Origin of the sequence: Streptomyces sp. KL116D (genome assembly GCF_030766975.1) — a bacterium.
GTDB classification, from domain to species: Bacteria; Actinomycetota; Actinomycetes; order Streptomycetales; family Streptomycetaceae; genus Streptomyces; species Streptomyces longispororuber_A.
In genome coordinates this window covers 104,302-120,034 of sequence record NZ_JASERH010000064.1, presented here as the reverse complement: position 1 = coordinate 120,034, position 15,733 = coordinate 104,302, and the positions used below count along the sequence as shown (strand labels likewise).

Below are 15,733 nucleotides of genomic sequence, written 5' to 3'. Positions count from 1 at the left end.
TCCCAAGCCATGCGCTCTTGGCTATACATGGGGCGCCGGGTGAATTGGAACAGGTTCTACCCGGCCCGCGACGACCTCGGTGCGACCGACGGTGCGGACGGCCGCACCGAGGTCTTGACCAGCTCGACCCGCCAGCCCTAGGAGCGCCCGTCCATGCCCATCGACGCCGCGAAGGCCGTAGCCGCCGATCCCAGGACCGCCGAGATCGCCTGGGGCCACAAGGACATCCAGCTCTACCACCTGGGTCTCGGCGCGGGCGTCCCCGCCACCGACCCCGACGAGCTGCGCTACACCCTGGAGTCGAAGCTGCACGTCCTGCCGAGCTTCGCCACGGTCGCGGGCGCCGGCATGGCCATGATGGGCGGGCTCGCCGCCCCCGGCATCGACGTGAACCTGGCCCACGTGCTGCACGGCGGCCAGACCGTGGAACTGCACCGGCCCATCCCCGTCGAGGGCAGCGCGCGGACGACCGCACGGGTCGCGGCCGTCTACGACAAGACCAAGGCCGCCGTCGTCGTGCTGCGCACCGAAGTCGCGGACGCCGACGGGCCGTTGTGGGCCAGCGACGCGTCGATCTTCATCCGCGGCGAGGGCGGCTTCGGCGGCGAGCGCGGCCCCTCGGACCGCCTCCAGGTCCCGGACCGCGCGCCCGACCGCACCGTCGACCGCCCCATCCGCGAGGACCAGGCGCTCCTCTACCGCCTCTCCGGCGACTGGAACCCGCTGCACGCGGACCCGGAGTTCGCCAAACTGGGCGGCTTCGACAAGCCGATCCTGCACGGCCTGTGCTCGTACGGCATGACCCTCAAGGCCGTCGTCGACACCGCCCTGGACGGCGACGTCTCCCGCATCACCCGCTACTCCACGCGCTTCGCCGGCGTCGTCTACCCGGGCGAGACGCTGCGCGTCCGCATGTGGCAGGAGCCCGGCCGGGTCCAGGTCACCGTGGTGGCGGTGGAGCGCGACGAGGCGCCGGTCCTTGCCGACACGGTCGTCGAGCACAGCTGATTCCACCTGTAGGTACGTCACGCGAAGGAGCCGCACCCCATGCGAGCAGCCGTACTGCACGAGATAGGCCAGGACAAACTCGAGGTACTGGACGACGTCGAGGCGGTCGGCTTCGGCCCGGGCAAGGTGAAGATCCGGGTCCGCGCGACGGGCCTGTGCCACTCCGACGTCTCCGCGATGAACGGGGTGCTGCCGCAGCCCGCACCCTTCATCCCCGGCCACGAGGGCGCCGGCGAGATCATCGAAGTCGGCGACGGCGTCGGCAATCTGACGGTCGGTCAACGGGTCCTGGTCTGCTGGCTCCCGGCGTGCGGCGCCTGCCCCGCCTGCAAGCGCGGCCAGACGCAGCTCTGTCTGGCCGGATTCATGAACGCCGGCACGCCCAACTTCAAGCGCCCCGGCGGTGACGTCTTCGGCTTCGCCGGAACCGGCACGTTCACCGAGGAGGTCGTGGTCGACGCGGGCTGCGCCGTCCCGATCCCCGACGACGTGCCCTTCGACATCGCCGCGCTCATCGGCTGCGGCGTGACCACCGGACTCGGCGCGGCCATCAACACGGCCGACGTGAAGGCCGGTTCGTCGGTCGCCGTCATCGGCTGCGGCGGCGTCGGCATCTCGGCGATCCAGGGCGCACGGCTCAAGGGCGCGGCGCAGATCGTGGCGGTCGACCCTGTCGCGTCCCGGCGCGAGGCAGCCCTCACGTTCGGTGCCACGGAGGCCGTCTCACCGGACGAACTGGCCGACGCCAAGCAGCGCGTCACCGCGGGGGAGGGCTTCGACTACGTCTTCGAGGTCGTCGGCAAGTCGGTGACCGCGCGGACCGCCTACGAGACGACGCGGCGCGGCGGCACGCTCGTCGTCGTCGGCGCGGGCGCCATGGACGACAACCTCCAGCTCAACATGTTCGAGCTGTTCTTCGACGAGAAGCGGATCCTGCCGTCGATGTACGGCGGCGGCGACGTCCTCCAGTCCTACGAGCGCGCCATCGCCCTGTGGCGGGCGGGCCGCATCGACCTGGAGTCCCTGATCACGCACCGGGTGCCGCTGGCGGAGATCAACGAGGCCCTCGACCAGATGCGGACGGGCTCCGCCCTGCGGACCTGCATCGAGCTGTAGCGGCAACGGCGCTGCGGCCACGGGGCTCCGCCCCGGACCCCGCTCCTCAATCGCCGGAGGGGCTTGATCCGCCCACCCGAAAGGAACCCGAACCGTATGTCAACGCCGCTCACCGGCCTCACGGCCATCGTCACCGGCGCCGGCCGAGGGCTCGGCCGTGCCGAAGCGCTGGAACTCGCCCGCCTCGGCGCCCACGTCGTCGTCAACGACTTCGGCCAGCCCGGCCGGGACGGCTCGGGCGAGGCCGACGCCACCCCCGCGGAACGCGTCGCCCAGGAGATCCGCGACCAGGGCGGCACGGCGACCGCCCACACCGGCGACGTCGCCGACCACCAACAGGCCGGGGAACTGGTCCAGTTGGCCGTCGACACGTACGGGCGGCTCGACATCCTGGTCAACAACGCGGGCATCCTCCGCGACCGGATGATCTTCTCCATGACGGAGGACGAGTGGGACACGGTCATCCGCGTCCACCTCAAGGGGCACTACAACACGACCCACTTCGCCGCCCGGCACTGGCGCGAACGCTCGAAGGCGACCGGTGCCCCGGTCTACGGCCGCATCGTCAACACCTCCTCCGAGGCGTTCCTCGCGGGCTCGGCGGGACAGCCCAACTACGCGGCGGCGAAGGGCGGCATCGTCGGACTGACCACGTCGACCGCCCTCGCGCTCGCCAAGTACGGCGTCACCGCCAACGTGATCTGCCCGCGGGCCCGCACCCGGATGACGGAGGACGTCTTCGCGGGGTTCGCCGAGCCCGACGAGGGGCTCGACCCGCTCGCCCCCGAACACGTCGCCCCGCTCGTCGGCTACCTCGCCGCACCGGCCGCGGCGAACGTCAACGGACAGCTCCTCGTCGTGCACGGCGGCATGGTCGCCGTCGTCGAACGCCCCAAGGTGCAGGCGAAGTTCGACACCGCCAAGGACGCGTTCAGCTACGACGAACTCGACGCGCTGCTCACCCCGCACTACAAGGACCGGCCCCCCGGCGAGACGTTCGCGGCGGCGGAGGTGCTCGGCCTCAAGCACGGCTGACCGCGACGCGGAGACGACAGGAGGGGCCCGGCGGAAACCGGGCCCCTCCTGCCGTCTCGTGGACCTTCCTACGCCTCCTCGGCGCGAGCCCCCCGGTGCCGACCACGCGGCTCCGGCTGCTCGTTCTGCGCCGACGACGCGGCGACCGCGCCTCGATGGCGACCGGGAGCGGAGGCCGTGGCCTCCTTGCGCTCCACGGTGTCCGTGCTGCCGTTCGTACCGTTGCTTTCCGTCATCGGAAAACTCACCCCGTAAACCCGTACAAGATCCTTCACTTACAGCCGGGCGAGTCTAACCGCCCGCTTTCCGGCCACCGAGCGGCGCCTGCCCCAGCGGAACGGGACGCGGCGCCGCGGGCGCCTCGGGAACGGACTGCGCGGGCTCGCGCGGCGCCGGCGGCTCAGGAGCGGATACCCGCGCGAGCCCGCACGACACGTCCTCCGTGACGTACGGAAGGGACAGCACCCCGTCCTTCGACCAGAAGCCGCAGCCCGCCAACCACCCGACCGGCGCGGCCAGTTGATGCATCGTTCCTTCGGTCGGCCGCCACACCCCGAGCCACGGCACGCCGCCCTCGGGGCCGTCGATCCGGAACGCCACCGCGCAGCTCTCCGGCAGCAGCGTCTGCCCCGGCTGCACGGCGAACGGCGTCAGGACGCAGTCCACGAGCCGCAGCCCCTGCGGGAAGCGGATCGGCAGCGTACTGCCCAACACGCCCCAGCCGAGCCGCGGTTCACCCGGCTTCGCGGCGTCCGAGCGGACCAGGATGAGACCGCTGTCGAGGTCGGCGAGCAGCAGCCGGTCGTCGCTCTCCTCGGTGATCTGGAGCAGCGGGGAGACCTCGCCGCCCCGCTCCAGATCGACGGCGACCGTCTTGACCGGGCCGCCGCCCGGCGCCGCCCGGTCCACCGCGAGGAGCCGCCCCGCGCGGTCCAGCCACACCCCGCCCGAACACCGCCCCGGCACCTCGGCCACGTGCTCCGGCCCGAACGAGCCGCCCGCCACCAGCCAGACGTCGGTGGACTCCGCGCCGGCGGCGAGCGCATGGGCGCGGCGGCCGTCGGGCGCGGGCGGCAGCAGGGTCAGCTCCGCCGCCCCGCCGCACTCCACGGCGCCTAGCGGCACCTCGCCGGTGCCGGGTCCGGTCGGGTAGAGCAGCGAGAACAGGTGGCGGCCGTCCGCCCGGCGCCTGATGAGCACCCGGCCGTCGGCCAGCGGCAGCACGTCGGTGCCGGGCTCCTCCGGCTGGTTGCCCGGCAGCGGCACCGCGTACGGCTCGGGCCCGTCCAGGGTCCACCGCTCCGGGAACCAGGAGGCGGGGCTCGCCCCGTCGTGCGCGAGCCGGGCCGCGTACGACGCGTCTGTGGTGATCACGCACCGGCTCGCGGGCGCGGTGTCCGCCGCGCTCGCGGTCTCGGTTTCGATGGCCAGGGCCGTCATGGGGATCTTTCACCTCCGGTTGTCCACGGCCGAAGCTAGTTTTCGCACGTACCTCCGTGGCACCTGCGGCCCACCGCTTCACACCAAAGGGTGGCGGTGTCCGGAATCGGCTGAGAGGGATGTGCTTGGTGTGCTCACGGATCCCGGAACGGGTGGTGTTAGGTTTACCTAACCAATCCTTGTGCGCTTGCTGTGCACCAGAGCACGACCCGGAGCCCGTCGATGTCGATACGTAACCGCACCCGGATCACGGCGACCGCCGTCACGGTGGCCGCCGCCCTCGCCCTGACCGCCTGCGGCTCCGGCTCGGACGACGAGGGATCGGCCAAGAGCGACAACGGTGCGGGCTCCAAGGCCGTCGCCCAGGGCGGCGACGACTTCTCGAAGGCCGCCGAGCAGACGGCGAAGATGGGCACGACGGCCGAGGCCGGCCAGTTCCCGCGCACCGTCACGCACGCCCTGGGCAAGACCGAGCTGAAGCAGAAGCCGAAGCGCGTCGTCGTCCTCGACGTCGGCGAGCTCGACAACGTCGTCTCGCTCGGCGTCAAGCCGGTCGGCTACGCCCCCACCGAGGGCGACGACGGCATCCCGTCCTACCTGAAGAAGGACGCGGGCAGCCCGAAGAACGTGGGCACGATCAACGCCCTCAACATGGAGGCCATCGCGAACCTCCACCCCGACCTGATCCTCGGCAGCGAACTGCGCGCCGCGAAGCTCTACCCGCAGCTGTCGAAGATCGCGCCGACCGTCTTCTCCATCCGCCCCGGCTTCACGTGGAAGGAGAACTACCTCCTGAACGCGTCCGCCCTCGACGAGAAGGCGAAGGCCGAGGAGAACCTCGCCGCGTACGAGAAGAACGTGAAGCAGCTCGGCGCCGACGTGAAGAAGGCGAACGACGGCAAGGCCCCCACGGTGACGATGCTCCGCTACATGCCGGACCGCATCCGCCTCTACGCCAAGGCGTCCTTCATCGGCACGATCCTCGACGACGCCGGCATCCCGCGGCCCGAGAACCAGCAGATCGACGACCTGGCGACGGAGATCAGCCCGGAGAAGATCGACAGCGCGGACGCCGACTGGATCTTCACCGGCGTCTACGGCGACGCGAAGAAGACCCAGCGCGCGAGTGCCGAGGACAACCCGCTCTGGAAGAAGCTCGGCGCCGTCAAGAACGGACAGGCCAAGGACGTCCCGGACGAGACCTGGTACCTGGGCCTCGGCGTCACCGCCGCGGACGAGGTCCTCAAGGACCTCCGCGCGAACCTGGTCAAGTAACCACGCTTAGGGCCGGGGCACGCGGCGCAGGTAACCTGTCTGCGTGCCCCGTCTGTCTGAAGTAACCGCCGCGCTCGCCGACCTCTGGCCCGCCCCGCTCGCCGAGGCGTGGGACGCGGTCGGCACGGTCGCGGGCGACCCGGACGCCGAGGTGAGCCGCGTGCTGTTCGCGGTCGACCCCGTCCAGGAGATCGCCGACGAGGCGGTGAAGCTCGGCGCGGACCTGCTCGTCACCCACCACCCGCTCTATCTGCGCGGTACGACGACGGTGGCGGCCGACACCTTCAAGGGCAAGGTCGTCCACACCCTCATCAAGAACGACATCGCGCTGCACGTCGCGCACACGAACGCCGACAAGGCCGACCCGGGCGTCAGCGACGCCCTCGCCGGAGCCCTCGGCGTCCGCGTCGTCGGCCCCCTCGTGCCGGACCCGACGGACCCCTCGGGCCGCCGCGGCCTCGGCCGCGTCTGCGAACTGGAGCACCCGCTCACGCTGCGCGAACTGGCCGACCGCGCCGCCGACCGCCTCCCCGCGACCGCCCAGGGCATCCGCGTCGCGGGCGACCTCGACGCGACGATCCGGACGATCGCCGTCTCCGGCGGCTCGGGCGACAGCCTGTTCGCCGACGTACGGGCGGCGGGCGTCGACGCCTTCCTCACCGCGGACCTGCGCCACCACCCGGTGAGCGAGGCCCGCGAGACGGCCTCCCGACAGCCCCTCGCGCTGCTCGACGCGGCGCACTGGGCCACCGAGTGGCCCTGGTGCGAGCTGGCCGCAGCCCAGCTCGACGAGATCTCCGACCGTCACGGATGGGACCTGCGGGTCCACGTCTCGAAGACGGTCACGGACCCCTGGACCGCCCACGCGGCGTCCAACCCCGCACCCACGTCTACTTTTGGAGCCCCCAACTGAACGCCGCGCCCGCCGACCAGATCCGCCTCCTGGACGTCCAGGACCTGGACGTCCGCCTCCAGCAGCTCGCGCACAAGAAGAAGTCGCTGCCCGAGCACGCCGAGATCGAGTCGCTGACCAAGGACCTCACGCAGCTGCGCGACCTGCATGTCGCCGCGACGACCGAGGAGAGCGACTGCGCCCGCGAGCAGACCAAGGCCGAGCAGGACGTCGACCAGGTCCGCCAGCGCGCCGCCCGCGACCAGCAGCGCCTCGACTCCGGCGCCGTGACGTCGCCCAAGGACCTGGAGAACCTCCAGAAGGAGATCGCCTCGCTGGCCAGGCGCCAGGGCGACCTGGAGGACGTCGTCCTCGAGGTCATGGAGCGCCGTGAGTCCGCGCAGGAGCGCGCGGGCGAGCTGGGCGAGCGCCTCGCCTCCGTCCAGTCGAAGATCGACGACGCGACGTCCCGCCGCGACCAGGCCGCCGGCGAGCTGGACTCCGAGGCCTCCTCGGTGACCAAGGAGCGCGAGGTCGTCGCCGCCTCGATCCCCGCGGACCTGCTCAAGCTCTACGACAAGCTGCGCGAGAAGGAGGGCGGCGTCGGCGCCGCCAAGCTCTTCCAGCGCCGCTGCGAGGGCTGCCGCCTGGAGCTGAACATCACCGAGCTGAACGAGGTCCGCGCGGCCGCGCCCGACGCGGTGGTCCGCTGCGAGAACTGCCGCCGCATCCTGGTCCGCACCTCGGAGTCGGGCCTCTAGGCCCCGTAGCGATGGGGGAATCCACCGCCGTCCCTGGCGCCGCCGGGGACGGCGCCGCCAGGGGCGCGGGGAACTGCGCGACCAGCCACGACGGCGCCGCGGCCGCCAGGGGAGCAGAGACCGGCAGTGGCGCTGCCAGGGGCGCGGGGAACTGCGCGACCAGCCACGACGGCTCCGCAGCCGCCAAGAGAGCAGCAACCGGCGACGGCGCGAAGGCGCCTGACCTCGGTCGGCCGGCCACCTTCGTCCTCCTCCGCCACGGCGAAACCCCCCTCACCCCCCAGAAGCGCTTCTCGGGCAGCGGCGGCACCGACCCGTCCCTCTCCGAAGCGGGCCACCACCAAGCCGCCCGCGCAGCAGACGCACTCGCGGCCCGCGGCACGATCGAGGCCGTCGTCACGTCCCCGCTCAAGCGCTGCAAGCAGACCGCGGAAGCCGTCGCCACCCGCCTCGGCCTCGCCGTCACCGTGGACGAGGGCCTGCGCGAAACGCACTTCGGGGCATGGGAGGGCCTGACCTTCAAGGAGGTCAGGGAGCGCCACCCGGACGACATGAACGCCTGGCTGGCCTCACCGGACGCCGCCCCGACCGCCGGAGGCGAGAGCTTCGCGGCCGTCGCCGAGCGGGTCGCCGCGACCCGCGACCGGCTGACCGCCGAGTACCGCGGCCGCACCGTCCTCCTGGTCAGCCACGTCACCCCGGTCAAGACGCTCGTACGCCTGGCGCTCGGCGCCCCGCCCGAGGCCCTGTTCCGGATGGAACTCTCCGCGGCGTCCCTCTCGGAGATCGCGTACTACGCCGACGGCAACGCCAGCGTCCGCCTCCTCAACGAGACGTCCCACCTGCGCCAGGGCCTGGCAGGCGCCTAGACGAGCCCGCTCGCCTCGCGGGCCAGGGACTCCACCCGCGCCCAGTCCTTCGCGGCCACCGCGTCGGCCGGGAGCATCCAGCTGCCGCCCACGCAGCCGACGTTCTTCAGCGCCAGGTACGACGGGGCGTTGGCGGGCGAGATCCCGCCGGTCGGGCAGAACCGGGCCTGCGGCAGCGGACCGGCCAGCGACTTCAGGTAGGCGGCGCCGCCGGCGGCCTCGGCCGGGAAGAACTTCATCTCGCTCACCCCGCGCTCCAGCAGCGCCACGACCTCCGACGTCGTCGAGACGCCGGGCAGGAACGGCACGCCCGACCCCTTCATGGCGACGAGCAGCGCGTCCGTCCAGCCGGGGCTGACCAGGAACCGGGCGCCCGCGGCGACCGAGTCGGCGACGTTCGCGGGCGATATGACGGTGCCCGCGCCGACGACCGCGTCCGGCACCTCGGCCGCGATCGCCCGGATCGCGTCGAGCGCGGCGGGCGTGCGCAGGGTGACCTCGATCGCGGGCAGTCCGCCGGCGACGAGGGCGCGCGCGAGCGGCACCGCGTCGGCGGCGTCGTCCACGACGACGACGGGCACGACGGGGGCGAGGTCGAGCACGGAAGCGGCAGACGCGGCAGGCGCAGCAGGCACAGTAGGCATAGACGGCATGGAGACATCCTGCCTCGCGCGAAGCAGCATGCGCAAAGCTCATTGCGCATGCTGCAACGCATGTCTGCGGGGTCTCAGTGGATCTCGTCCACCAGCACGTCCAGGCTCCACGGCCGCCCGGCCTTCGCCGGCGCCTCGACCTCCACCGCGTACCCGAGGTCGCGCAGGGCGTCGACGAGCTCGGCCGGGTCCGACGGCGCGGTGCCCGCCGTCAGCAGCGAGCGCACGATCCGGCCCTTCGTCGCCTTGTTGAAGTGGCTGACGACCTTGCGGGTCGGCGCGTGCAGCACCCGTACCGTCGCCGTCCGCCCGGCGACCTCGCCCTTGGGCTTCCAGGCGCTCGCGTACGCCGCCGAGCGCAGGTCGAGGACGAGCCCGTCCCCGGCGGCCGCCGGCAGCACCTCGGCCATCGGCGCCCGCCAGTGCGTGCCTAGCGCCCCGAGCCCCGGCAGCTTCACGCCCATCGAGCAGCGGTAGGAGGGGATCCGGTCGGTCACCCGCACCGCACCCCACAGCCCGGAGAAGACGAGCAGCGAGCGCGCCGCCCGCTTCTTCGCGGCCGCGTCCAGCGAGGCCAGGTCCAGGGCGTCGTACAGGACGCCCGTGTAGATCTCCCCGGCGGGCCGGGCGCCCGCCGTCCGCAGGTCCAGGTTCTTCGCGACCTCGCCGCGCAGGCCCTCGCTCAGGCCGAGCACCTCGCGCGCCTTCTCCTCGTCGGCGGCGCACAGCTCGACCAGCTCGTCCAGGACCGCGGCCCGCGCCTGCGCGAGCCCGGGCAGCGAGAGGCCCTCCGGCTTCAGCGGCGCCCCGCGTCCGGAAGCGGCCTTACCCTCCGACGGCGGCAGCAGCACAAGCACGGGGCTCTCCTCAAACACGTACGGGACGACAGTCGATCGTTGGCCAGCGTACGGCGTGCCGACCCCGCCACCGCGACCTACGCTGCTGCCATGCCCCGCCGCCACCTCCGCGTGACCGGCGCAGCGCAGGTGCCGCTCGGTGCCGTGCTGCGCGACCTGCGTACGAAACTGGACGTGCCCGGCGCGTTCCCGGCCGAGGTGCTCGCGGAGGCCGAGCGGGTCGCCGCCGCCCCGCCGCGGCTGCCGGACCGGGACGAGACGGCGGTGCCGTTCTTCACGATCGACCCGCCCACCTCGACCGACCTCGACCAGGCCATGCACCTGTCCCGGCGCCCCGGCGGCGGCTACCGCGTGCGGTACGCGATCGCCGACGTCGCCGCGTACGTGACGCCCGGCGGCGCCCTGGACGCCGAGGCGCACCGCCGCGTCACCACCCTGTACTTCCCCGACGAGAAGGTCCCGCTGCACCCCGCCGTGCTCAGCGAGGGCGCCGCCAGCCTGCTGCCGGACCAGACCTGCCCGGCCGTCCTGTGGACGATCGACCTGGACGCGGACGGCCGCCCCGAGACCACCGACGTCGTCCGCGCCCTCGTCCGCAGCCGCGCCAAACTCGACTACGAAGGCGTGCAGAAGGCCATCGACGACGGGACCGCCGAGGAGCCGGTCGCGCTGCTCAGGGACATCGGGCTGCTGCGCGAGCGGCTGGAGGTGGAGCGCGGCGGCATCTCCCTCGACGTGCCCGAGCAGGAGATCGTCGCGAGCGACGGCACGTACGAGCTCGCCTACCGCGCCCCGCTGCCCGCCGACGCGTGGAACGCCCAGGTCTCGCTGCTGACCGGCATGGCCGCCGCCGAGCTGATGCTCACCACGGGCACCGGCATCCTGCGCACGCTGCCCGCCGCCCCCGACGGCGCCGTCGGCCGGCTGCGCCGCACCGCGAAGGCGCTGCGCATCGAGTGGCCGCACCACGTCCCCTACTCCGACCTGGTCCGCTCCCTCGACCCGCACGTCCCGCACCACGCGGCGTTCCTCCAGGAGTGCACGACGCTGCTGCGCGGCGCGGGCTACACCGCCTTCAGCGGTGGCGAGACCCCGGCCCTCGCCACGCACGCCGCCGTCGCCGCGCCCTACACGCACTGCACCGCCCCGCTGCGCCGCCTCGTCGACCGCTACGCGTCCGAGCTGTGCCTGGCCGCCTGTGCGGGGCAGGACCCGCCGGACTGGGTGCTGACGGCGCTGCCCGGACTGCCGAAGGAGATGGCGGAGGGCACCCGGCGGGCCAACTCCGTGGAGCGCGAGAGCGTCGACGTCGTCGAGGCGGCGCTCCTCCGGCACCGGGTCGGCGAGATGTTCGACGCCGTGGTGGTCGACGTGAAGGAACGCGAACCGGCCGTCGGGACCGTGCAGTTGACCGAGCCCGCCGTCGTCGCCCGGATCGAGGGCGGCGCCGCGGCGCTGCCGCTGGGGGAGCGGCTGCGGGTCCGGCTCACGCAGGCCGACCCGGGCTCGGCGAAGGTGCTGTTCGCGCCTGCGTGAGCCGCTGCGTCAGGGTGCGCGCGAGCCGGTCGGGCTCCTCGGCGTGCAGCCGCACGAGGCGGATCTCCTGCGGACGGCCCAGGAACGTGAAGTGCCGTACGGGACCGGTGAGTTCGAGGACGATGCTGGTCTGCGCCCCGATGTCGAGGTTCAGCTCGCCCTCGCGCGGCGTGTGCGTGTACTTGTTCTCGCGGCGCACCGACGCGATCCGCTCCAGCGGTATCCGCAGGTCGACGTGGGCGGCGCGGCGCACCCGCAGCGCGTCGGCGGTGACCACGTGCGGCCGGGTCACGGACGCGGCGTGCAGCCCGAGCACCATCAGCACCGTGTACACGTCGAGGAACAGGACGACGTGGTGCAGCGTGGGCCAGTTCCGCAGCAGCGCCCACATCCCGAAGGACTCGACGACGCAGACGAACGCGAAGGAGTACATCATCACGGCCTGCCCGCGCGCGTACGGAAAGGCGCTGGCGCCCGCCGGGACCCCGTGCCGCCGCCGCGCGACCCACCGGCCGAGACTGGTGAACACCCGCAGTTCGTGCCCGGCGATCCGGCGCACCCCGGCCGGGACCACCTCCCGGACGGCGGCCCGGCCGCCGCGCCGGTACAGCACGGCGAGCCCGCAGAGCTCGACGACGAGCACCGCGACGACCGCGGCCCCGATCGCGGGCGGCGGCCTGCGACCGGACAACAGGTAGCAGATGACGGTGAGTTCGGCGGCCAGCGCCGCGTAGGCGAGGCCCCGGAGCAGGGTCCGCGGTCTCATCGCCGGTCACCGCCCCCGCCGTCGGGGGCCAGTTCCATCACGCGTCGGACGACCGCGGCCTGGGCGGGGGAGAAGTCGGCGAGGAAGGCGTCGAGGAACGTGGTGCCGGTGTCGCCGCTCGTGTCGATCGTGGGCAGCCGGTCCGGCAGACAGGCGAGGATCGCCCGCGCCGTCTCGTCCACCCGGGGGTCGTCGGGGGCGGCGTCGGCCAGGGCGTCGAGGCGCGCGTAGACGTCGCGGGCCGCCGCCAGCGCCGCCGGGTCCGTCAGCGTCGGCAGCAGCGCCGCCATCAGCTGCTCACGGGCCTCGGGCGGTGCGGTCGTGTCGATGAGCGTGAGCAGCTCGCGATCCCGGACGGCCATCGGGGAGTCGACGTCCACCTCACCCAACTCGTGCAGGAAGGAAGCGAGTTGAGGCGAGACGGGTCCCTCGGCCGGCAGCCGTCCGTGCTCGGCCTCCGACAGCAGCGCCCGCAGCCGCGTCCGCCTCTCGTGGATCGCCGCCTCCTGGCGGGCCAGGTCCGCGTCGAGCTCGGCCAGCACCTCGGCCAGCTCGCGCCCGGCGTCGTCGGCCAGCACGTCGCGCACCTCGGGGAGGCCGAGGCCCAGCTCGGTGAGCCGCCGGATCCGGGCCAGCTCGACGGCGTGCCGCAGCCCGTACTCCCGGTATCCGTTGCCCAGCCGTTCGGGCTCGGGCAGCAGTCCGAGGTGGTGGTAGTGCCTGATGGCACGCGTGGTCACGCCGACGATGCCGGCCAGCTCTCCGATCCGCATGCCCTCAGTAGAAACGTTGACGCTACGGAAGGGTCAAGCGAGCCGCGCGGAGAGGACTTGACGGCTAATACTGTTAGCCGTACGGTTCTCCCATGGTTCGGCTAACGGTGTTAGCCGCTTGTGGCGGCGACGTCACCGACTCCCAGGGAGGCACCCGATGAGCACGACAGCACCCACCACCCGCACCGCCACCACCAAGCCGCTCACGGTCGTCCGCCGCACCGCCTGGCTGGTGAACGCACTCTTCTGGTCGGCCTTCGCGGTCCTGGAGGCCGTGAACCACGGCTGGCTCGCGGGCCTCGTCTCCGTCGTGTTCTTCATCGCGCCCGACCTCACGTTCCTGGTCGGCGCCGGCGAGGCGAAGGACCTCCGCAAGGGGCAGCTCCAGCCCCGCGCCGTGCCCTTCTACAACACGGCCCACCGCGCCCTGATCCCGCTCGCGCTCATCGTCGCGTACCCGCTGCAGCCCATCATCGACTGGGCGCCGCTCTTCGCGGGCTTCTGCGGCTGGCTCGCCCACATCTCGTACGATCGCGCCTTCGGCTACGGACTGCGGACCAAGGAGGGCTTCCAGCGTGCCTGAGGCCACTGACCTGCGGCGGCTCACGCCCCGCGCCACCGAGATCGCGGCCGAGGCCCGGACGCTCCTGGAGGAGTCCGGGCCCGACGCCCTGACGATGCGCGCCCTGGCCCACCGGCTCGGCATCAAGGCCCCCTCGCTCTACAAGCACTTCCCCGACAAGCAGGCCGTCGAGGTGGAGCTGATCGCACAGATGCTCACCGAGTCCGGCGAGGCCTGCGAGGAGGCGGAGCGCCGGGCCCCCGGCTCCCTCCCGGCCCTGACCGACGCCTACCGTGCCTACGCCCTCGCCCACCCCCACCTCTACCGCCTCGCCACCGAGCGCCCGCTGCCCCGGCACGCGCTGCCCGAGGGCCTGGAGGACCGGGCGGCGGCCCCGCTGGTGCGGGCCTGCGGAGGCGACGAGGACCTGGCCCGCGCCGCCTGGGCGTTCGCCCACGGCATGGTGATCCTGGAGATCCACGGCCGGTTTCCGGACGGCGCCGACCTGGCGGGCGCGTGGCGGACGGGGGCGGAGGCGCTGCGGTCCTAGGAACGGACGGTGAGCCCGACCCTGTGCCACGATCGGGGGAACGGTCCCCGATCTCGACGGCAGGAGATCTCCCGATGCCCCAGCGTGGCGAGCGACCGAAGGAGGAGCGTGACATGACCGCCATGGCACACGAGTCGCTCACGCAGGCAGACGTCCTGCTGGAGGGTTTCCTCGCGCTGGACACCCCGGAGGGATTCCGGGCGGAGCTGATCGAGGGGGAGATCGTCGTGACGCCACCGCCGGACGGGGACCACGAGGACTACATCGAACTGGTCGTCAGCCAGGTGTACCGGCGTTCCCGGGCCGACATGCAGTTCTCCGGGAACAAGGGCCTGAAACTGACGAGTGGGGGTGCCTGCCCCAAGAACCACGCGATCCCGGACGGCACTTTCGCACCCAGGGAACGCCGCCTGTTCCGGGGCGCCGACCCCTGGATGCCCTGTGAGGGCGTCGCCCTGGTGGTCGAGGTGACCTCCAGCAAACCCCAGTCCGACCGGGAGGCCAAGCGCCGCTGCTACGCCCACGGTGGCATCCCGCTCTATCTGCTCATCGACCGGGACGCCTCCTCGGTGACCCTCTTCAGCGACCCGAAGGGTGACGACTACCGGGAGCACTGCACCCGCCCCTTCGGCAAGGCCGTCGCGTTGCCCGAGCCGTTCGCCTTCGATCTGGAGACGGCCGAGTTCCTCTGAACCGGCAGGTAGGATGGCCGGACGGCAGACGAGCCGGGCGGGCGGCCGCGTGGGGTTCTTCGGAACCTCCCGAGGAACGTCCGGGCTCCACAGGGCAAGGTGGTGGCTAACGGCCACCCGGGGTGACCCGCGGGACAGTGCCACAGAAAACAGACCGCCGGGGACCGCAAGGCCCTCGGTAAGGGTGAAACGGTGGTGTAAGAGACCACCAGCGCCTGAGGTGACTCAGGCGGCTAGGTAAACCCCACCTGGAGCAAGGTCAAGAGGGACCGCCTCTTCGGAGACGGTCCTGCGCGGACGTTCGAGGGCTGCCCGCCCGAGTCCGCGGGTAGACCGCACGAGGCCGGTGGCAACGCCGGCCCTAGATGGATGGCCGTCGCCCCGACGACCGCGAGGTCCCGGGGAACAGAACCCGGCGTACAGCCCGACTCGTCTGCCGCTCACCTCACCGCCGCGCCGGCGGTGCCCCCAGCCCCGGTACGTGCCGCCGGGACGCCGCGATGAAGTCCTGGATCCCGGCGCGGGACGTGTGCCGCACCGTCTGCAGGGCGTCGCGGTCGGTGGCCGTCGGAATGCGGGCCACCGCGCCGAGCGCCTCCCGGCCCTGCGCGATCAGCGCCGCGTCGTCGGTGAGCAGCTCGACCCGGAACAACGCCTCCATCGCCGCCGCACGCAACCGCTGCGCCTCGCGCCGGAGTTCGTGCAGGTCGGCCGTGTCGTCGCTGCGGTCGTCGTGCAGCGGGAACCAGTAGTCGAGCTGCCCCCGGCGGTAGTTGGCCAGCGCGCCGCCGAACGCGCAGTACGCGTCGATCCGTTCCTGTCTGAGCCGCTCGCGCAGCGTGAACTCCTCGGCGCGGGTCGCCGTGCGCGACTGCAGCAGATGGCTCAGGCCCGCGCCCAGCAGGGTGCCCAGGACCGCGATGACGCTCGTGACGACGACAACCATGC

The 15,733-nt window shown here is 72.7% G+C and carries 17 protein-coding genes, 1 other RNA gene and 1 pseudogene; 12 read left to right on the top strand and 7 right to left on the bottom strand.

Annotation, left to right across the window (positions count from 1 at the left end; genetic code table 11):
* Positions 1-153 precede the first annotated feature (153 nt).
* The 3 genes from RBJ77_RS26555 to RBJ77_RS26545 all read left to right on the top strand — a co-directional run bounded on the left by RBJ77_RS26555 (position 154) and on the right by RBJ77_RS26545 (position 3,159).
* Complete coding sequence (locus tag RBJ77_RS26555) at positions 154-1,008, top strand: MaoC/PaaZ C-terminal domain-containing protein (protein ID WP_372347347.1); 855 nt, start codon at positions 154-156, stop codon at positions 1,006-1,008.
* Between the two features lie 39 nt (positions 1,009-1,047).
* Positions 1,048-2,124: a Zn-dependent alcohol dehydrogenase gene (locus RBJ77_RS26550; RefSeq protein WP_372347346.1), complete on the top strand. Its 1,077-nt coding sequence runs from the start codon at positions 1,048-1,050 to the stop codon at positions 2,122-2,124.
* Positions 2,125-2,220: 96 nt separating this feature from the next.
* The gene (locus tag RBJ77_RS26545; RefSeq protein ID WP_372347345.1) at positions 2,221-3,159 is read left to right on the top strand and encodes a 3-oxoacyl-ACP reductase; all 939 of its coding nucleotides are present in this window, start codon (positions 2,221-2,223) and stop codon (positions 3,157-3,159) included.
* A gap of 68 nt (positions 3,160-3,227) precedes the next feature.
* Here RBJ77_RS26545 and RBJ77_RS26540 read toward each other — a convergent pair whose 3' ends face one another.
* Together RBJ77_RS26540 and RBJ77_RS26535 are read right to left on the bottom strand one after the other, a co-directional pair.
* Complete coding sequence (locus RBJ77_RS26540) at positions 3,228-3,395, bottom strand: hypothetical protein (RefSeq protein ID WP_372347344.1); 168 nt, start codon at positions 3,393-3,395, stop codon at positions 3,228-3,230.
* A gap of 55 nt (positions 3,396-3,450) precedes the next feature.
* Positions 3,451-4,599, bottom strand: coding sequence for a hypothetical protein (locus RBJ77_RS26535; RefSeq protein WP_372347343.1), 1,149 nt, complete (start codon positions 4,597-4,599; stop codon positions 3,451-3,453).
* 222 nt (positions 4,600-4,821) lie between these two features.
* On the opposite strand from RBJ77_RS26535, the gene RBJ77_RS26530 reads away from it, so the two are divergent.
* The 4 genes and pseudogenes from RBJ77_RS26530 to RBJ77_RS26515 all read left to right on the top strand — a co-directional run.
* Positions 4,822-5,874 (top strand): ABC transporter substrate-binding protein, encoded by a 1,053-nt coding sequence (locus RBJ77_RS26530; RefSeq protein WP_372347342.1) that lies wholly within the window; start codon positions 4,822-4,824, stop codon positions 5,872-5,874.
* A 43-nt stretch (positions 5,875-5,917) separates the two neighbouring features.
* Positions 5,918-6,787, top strand: coding sequence for a Nif3-like dinuclear metal center hexameric protein (locus RBJ77_RS26525; protein WP_372347341.1), 870 nt, complete (start codon positions 5,918-5,920; stop codon positions 6,785-6,787).
* Positions 6,784-7,527: a zinc ribbon domain-containing protein gene (locus RBJ77_RS26520; protein WP_372347421.1), complete on the top strand. Its 744-nt coding sequence runs from the start codon at positions 6,784-6,786 to the stop codon at positions 7,525-7,527. The genes RBJ77_RS26525 and RBJ77_RS26520 overlap by 4 nt, the downstream gene beginning before the upstream one ends.
* A gap of 215 nt (positions 7,528-7,742) precedes the next feature.
* A pseudogene (locus RBJ77_RS26515) lies at positions 7,743-8,396 on the top strand (histidine phosphatase family protein); the annotation flags it as partial.
* Here the strand turns inward: RBJ77_RS26515 and eda are convergent.
* Together eda and yaaA are read right to left on the bottom strand one after the other, a co-directional pair.
* Positions 8,393-9,040 (bottom strand): bifunctional 4-hydroxy-2-oxoglutarate aldolase/2-dehydro-3-deoxy-phosphogluconate aldolase, encoded by a 648-nt coding sequence (eda, locus tag RBJ77_RS26510; RefSeq protein ID WP_372347340.1) that lies wholly within the window; start codon positions 9,038-9,040, stop codon positions 8,393-8,395. The pseudogene RBJ77_RS26515 and the gene eda overlap by 4 nt on opposite strands.
* Positions 9,041-9,123: 83 nt before the next feature.
* Positions 9,124-9,906: a peroxide stress protein YaaA gene (gene yaaA, locus RBJ77_RS26505; protein WP_372347339.1), complete on the bottom strand. Its 783-nt coding sequence runs from the start codon at positions 9,904-9,906 to the stop codon at positions 9,124-9,126.
* Between the two features lie 90 nt (positions 9,907-9,996).
* Here yaaA and RBJ77_RS26500 point away from each other — a divergent pair, with 90 nt between their 5' ends.
* Complete coding sequence (locus RBJ77_RS26500; protein ID WP_372347338.1) at positions 9,997-11,442, top strand: RNB domain-containing ribonuclease; 1,446 nt, start codon at positions 9,997-9,999, stop codon at positions 11,440-11,442.
* On the opposite strand, the gene RBJ77_RS26495 is transcribed toward RBJ77_RS26500, so the two are convergent.
* On the bottom strand, positions 11,393-12,208 hold the full coding sequence (locus RBJ77_RS26495; protein WP_372347337.1) for a hypothetical protein: 816 nt from the start codon (positions 12,206-12,208) through the stop codon (positions 11,393-11,395). The two genes, RBJ77_RS26500 and RBJ77_RS26495, sit on opposite strands and share 50 nt — an antisense overlap.
* Positions 12,205-12,981: a MerR family transcriptional regulator gene (locus tag RBJ77_RS26490; RefSeq protein ID WP_372347336.1), complete on the bottom strand. Its 777-nt coding sequence runs from the start codon at positions 12,979-12,981 to the stop codon at positions 12,205-12,207. Before RBJ77_RS26490 ends, RBJ77_RS26495 begins: the two co-directional genes overlap by 4 nt.
* 157 nt (positions 12,982-13,138) lie before the next feature.
* Here RBJ77_RS26490 and RBJ77_RS26485 point away from each other — a divergent pair, with 157 nt between their 5' ends.
* From RBJ77_RS26485 to rnpB, 4 genes are all read left to right on the top strand, one after another.
* The gene (locus tag RBJ77_RS26485; protein WP_372347335.1) at positions 13,139-13,564 is read left to right on the top strand and encodes a DUF4260 family protein; all 426 of its coding nucleotides are present in this window, start codon (positions 13,139-13,141) and stop codon (positions 13,562-13,564) included.
* Positions 13,557-14,093, top strand: a complete 537-nt coding sequence (locus tag RBJ77_RS26480; protein ID WP_372347334.1) for a TetR/AcrR family transcriptional regulator — start codon at positions 13,557-13,559, stop codon at positions 14,091-14,093. The genes RBJ77_RS26485 and RBJ77_RS26480 overlap by 8 nt, the downstream gene beginning before the upstream one ends.
* A gap of 122 nt (positions 14,094-14,215) precedes the next feature.
* Positions 14,216-14,785, top strand: coding sequence for a Uma2 family endonuclease (locus RBJ77_RS26475; protein ID WP_372347420.1), 570 nt, complete (start codon positions 14,216-14,218; stop codon positions 14,783-14,785).
* Positions 14,786-14,814: 29 nt separating this feature from the next.
* Positions 14,815-15,221, top strand: an RNA gene (gene rnpB, locus RBJ77_RS26470) — RNase P RNA component class A.
* Between the two features lie 9 nt (positions 15,222-15,230).
* Here rnpB and RBJ77_RS26465 read toward each other — a convergent pair.
* Positions 15,231-15,731 (bottom strand): hypothetical protein, encoded by a 501-nt coding sequence (locus tag RBJ77_RS26465; protein WP_372347333.1) that lies wholly within the window; start codon positions 15,729-15,731, stop codon positions 15,231-15,233.
* Between the last annotated feature and the right edge of the window lie 2 nt (positions 15,732-15,733).

Coding starts and splice junctions, on each gene's coding strand:
- RBJ77_RS26490 (WP_372347336.1), bottom strand. CDS start 12,981: ATGCGGATCGGAGAGCTGGCCGGCATCGTCGGCGTGACCACGCGTGCC.
- RBJ77_RS26535 (WP_372347343.1), bottom strand. CDS start 4,599: ATGACGGCCCTGGCCATCGAAACCGAGACCGCGAGCGCGGCGGACACC.
- RBJ77_RS26530 (WP_372347342.1), top strand. CDS start 4,822: ATGTCGATACGTAACCGCACCCGGATCACGGCGACCGCCGTCACGGTG.
- RBJ77_RS26540 (WP_372347344.1), bottom strand. CDS start 3,395: ATGACGGAAAGCAACGGTACGAACGGCAGCACGGACACCGTGGAGCGC.
- RBJ77_RS26485 (WP_372347335.1), top strand. CDS start 13,139: ATGAGCACGACAGCACCCACCACCCGCACCGCCACCACCAAGCCGCTC.
- RBJ77_RS26550 (WP_372347346.1), top strand. CDS start 1,048: ATGCGAGCAGCCGTACTGCACGAGATAGGCCAGGACAAACTCGAGGTA.
- RBJ77_RS26500 (WP_372347338.1), top strand. CDS start 9,997: ATGCCCCGCCGCCACCTCCGCGTGACCGGCGCAGCGCAGGTGCCGCTC.
- eda (WP_372347340.1), bottom strand. CDS start 9,040: ATGCCTACTGTGCCTGCTGCGCCTGCCGCGTCTGCCGCTTCCGTGCTC.
- RBJ77_RS26495 (WP_372347337.1), bottom strand. CDS start 12,208: ATGAGACCGCGGACCCTGCTCCGGGGCCTCGCCTACGCGGCGCTGGCC.
- RBJ77_RS26465 (WP_372347333.1), bottom strand. CDS start 15,731: ATGGTTGTCGTCGTCACGAGCGTCATCGCGGTCCTGGGCACCCTGCTG.
- RBJ77_RS26475 (WP_372347420.1), top strand. CDS start 14,216: ATGGCACACGAGTCGCTCACGCAGGCAGACGTCCTGCTGGAGGGTTTC.
- RBJ77_RS26545 (WP_372347345.1), top strand. CDS start 2,221: ATGTCAACGCCGCTCACCGGCCTCACGGCCATCGTCACCGGCGCCGGC.
- RBJ77_RS26555 (WP_372347347.1), top strand. CDS start 154: ATGCCCATCGACGCCGCGAAGGCCGTAGCCGCCGATCCCAGGACCGCC.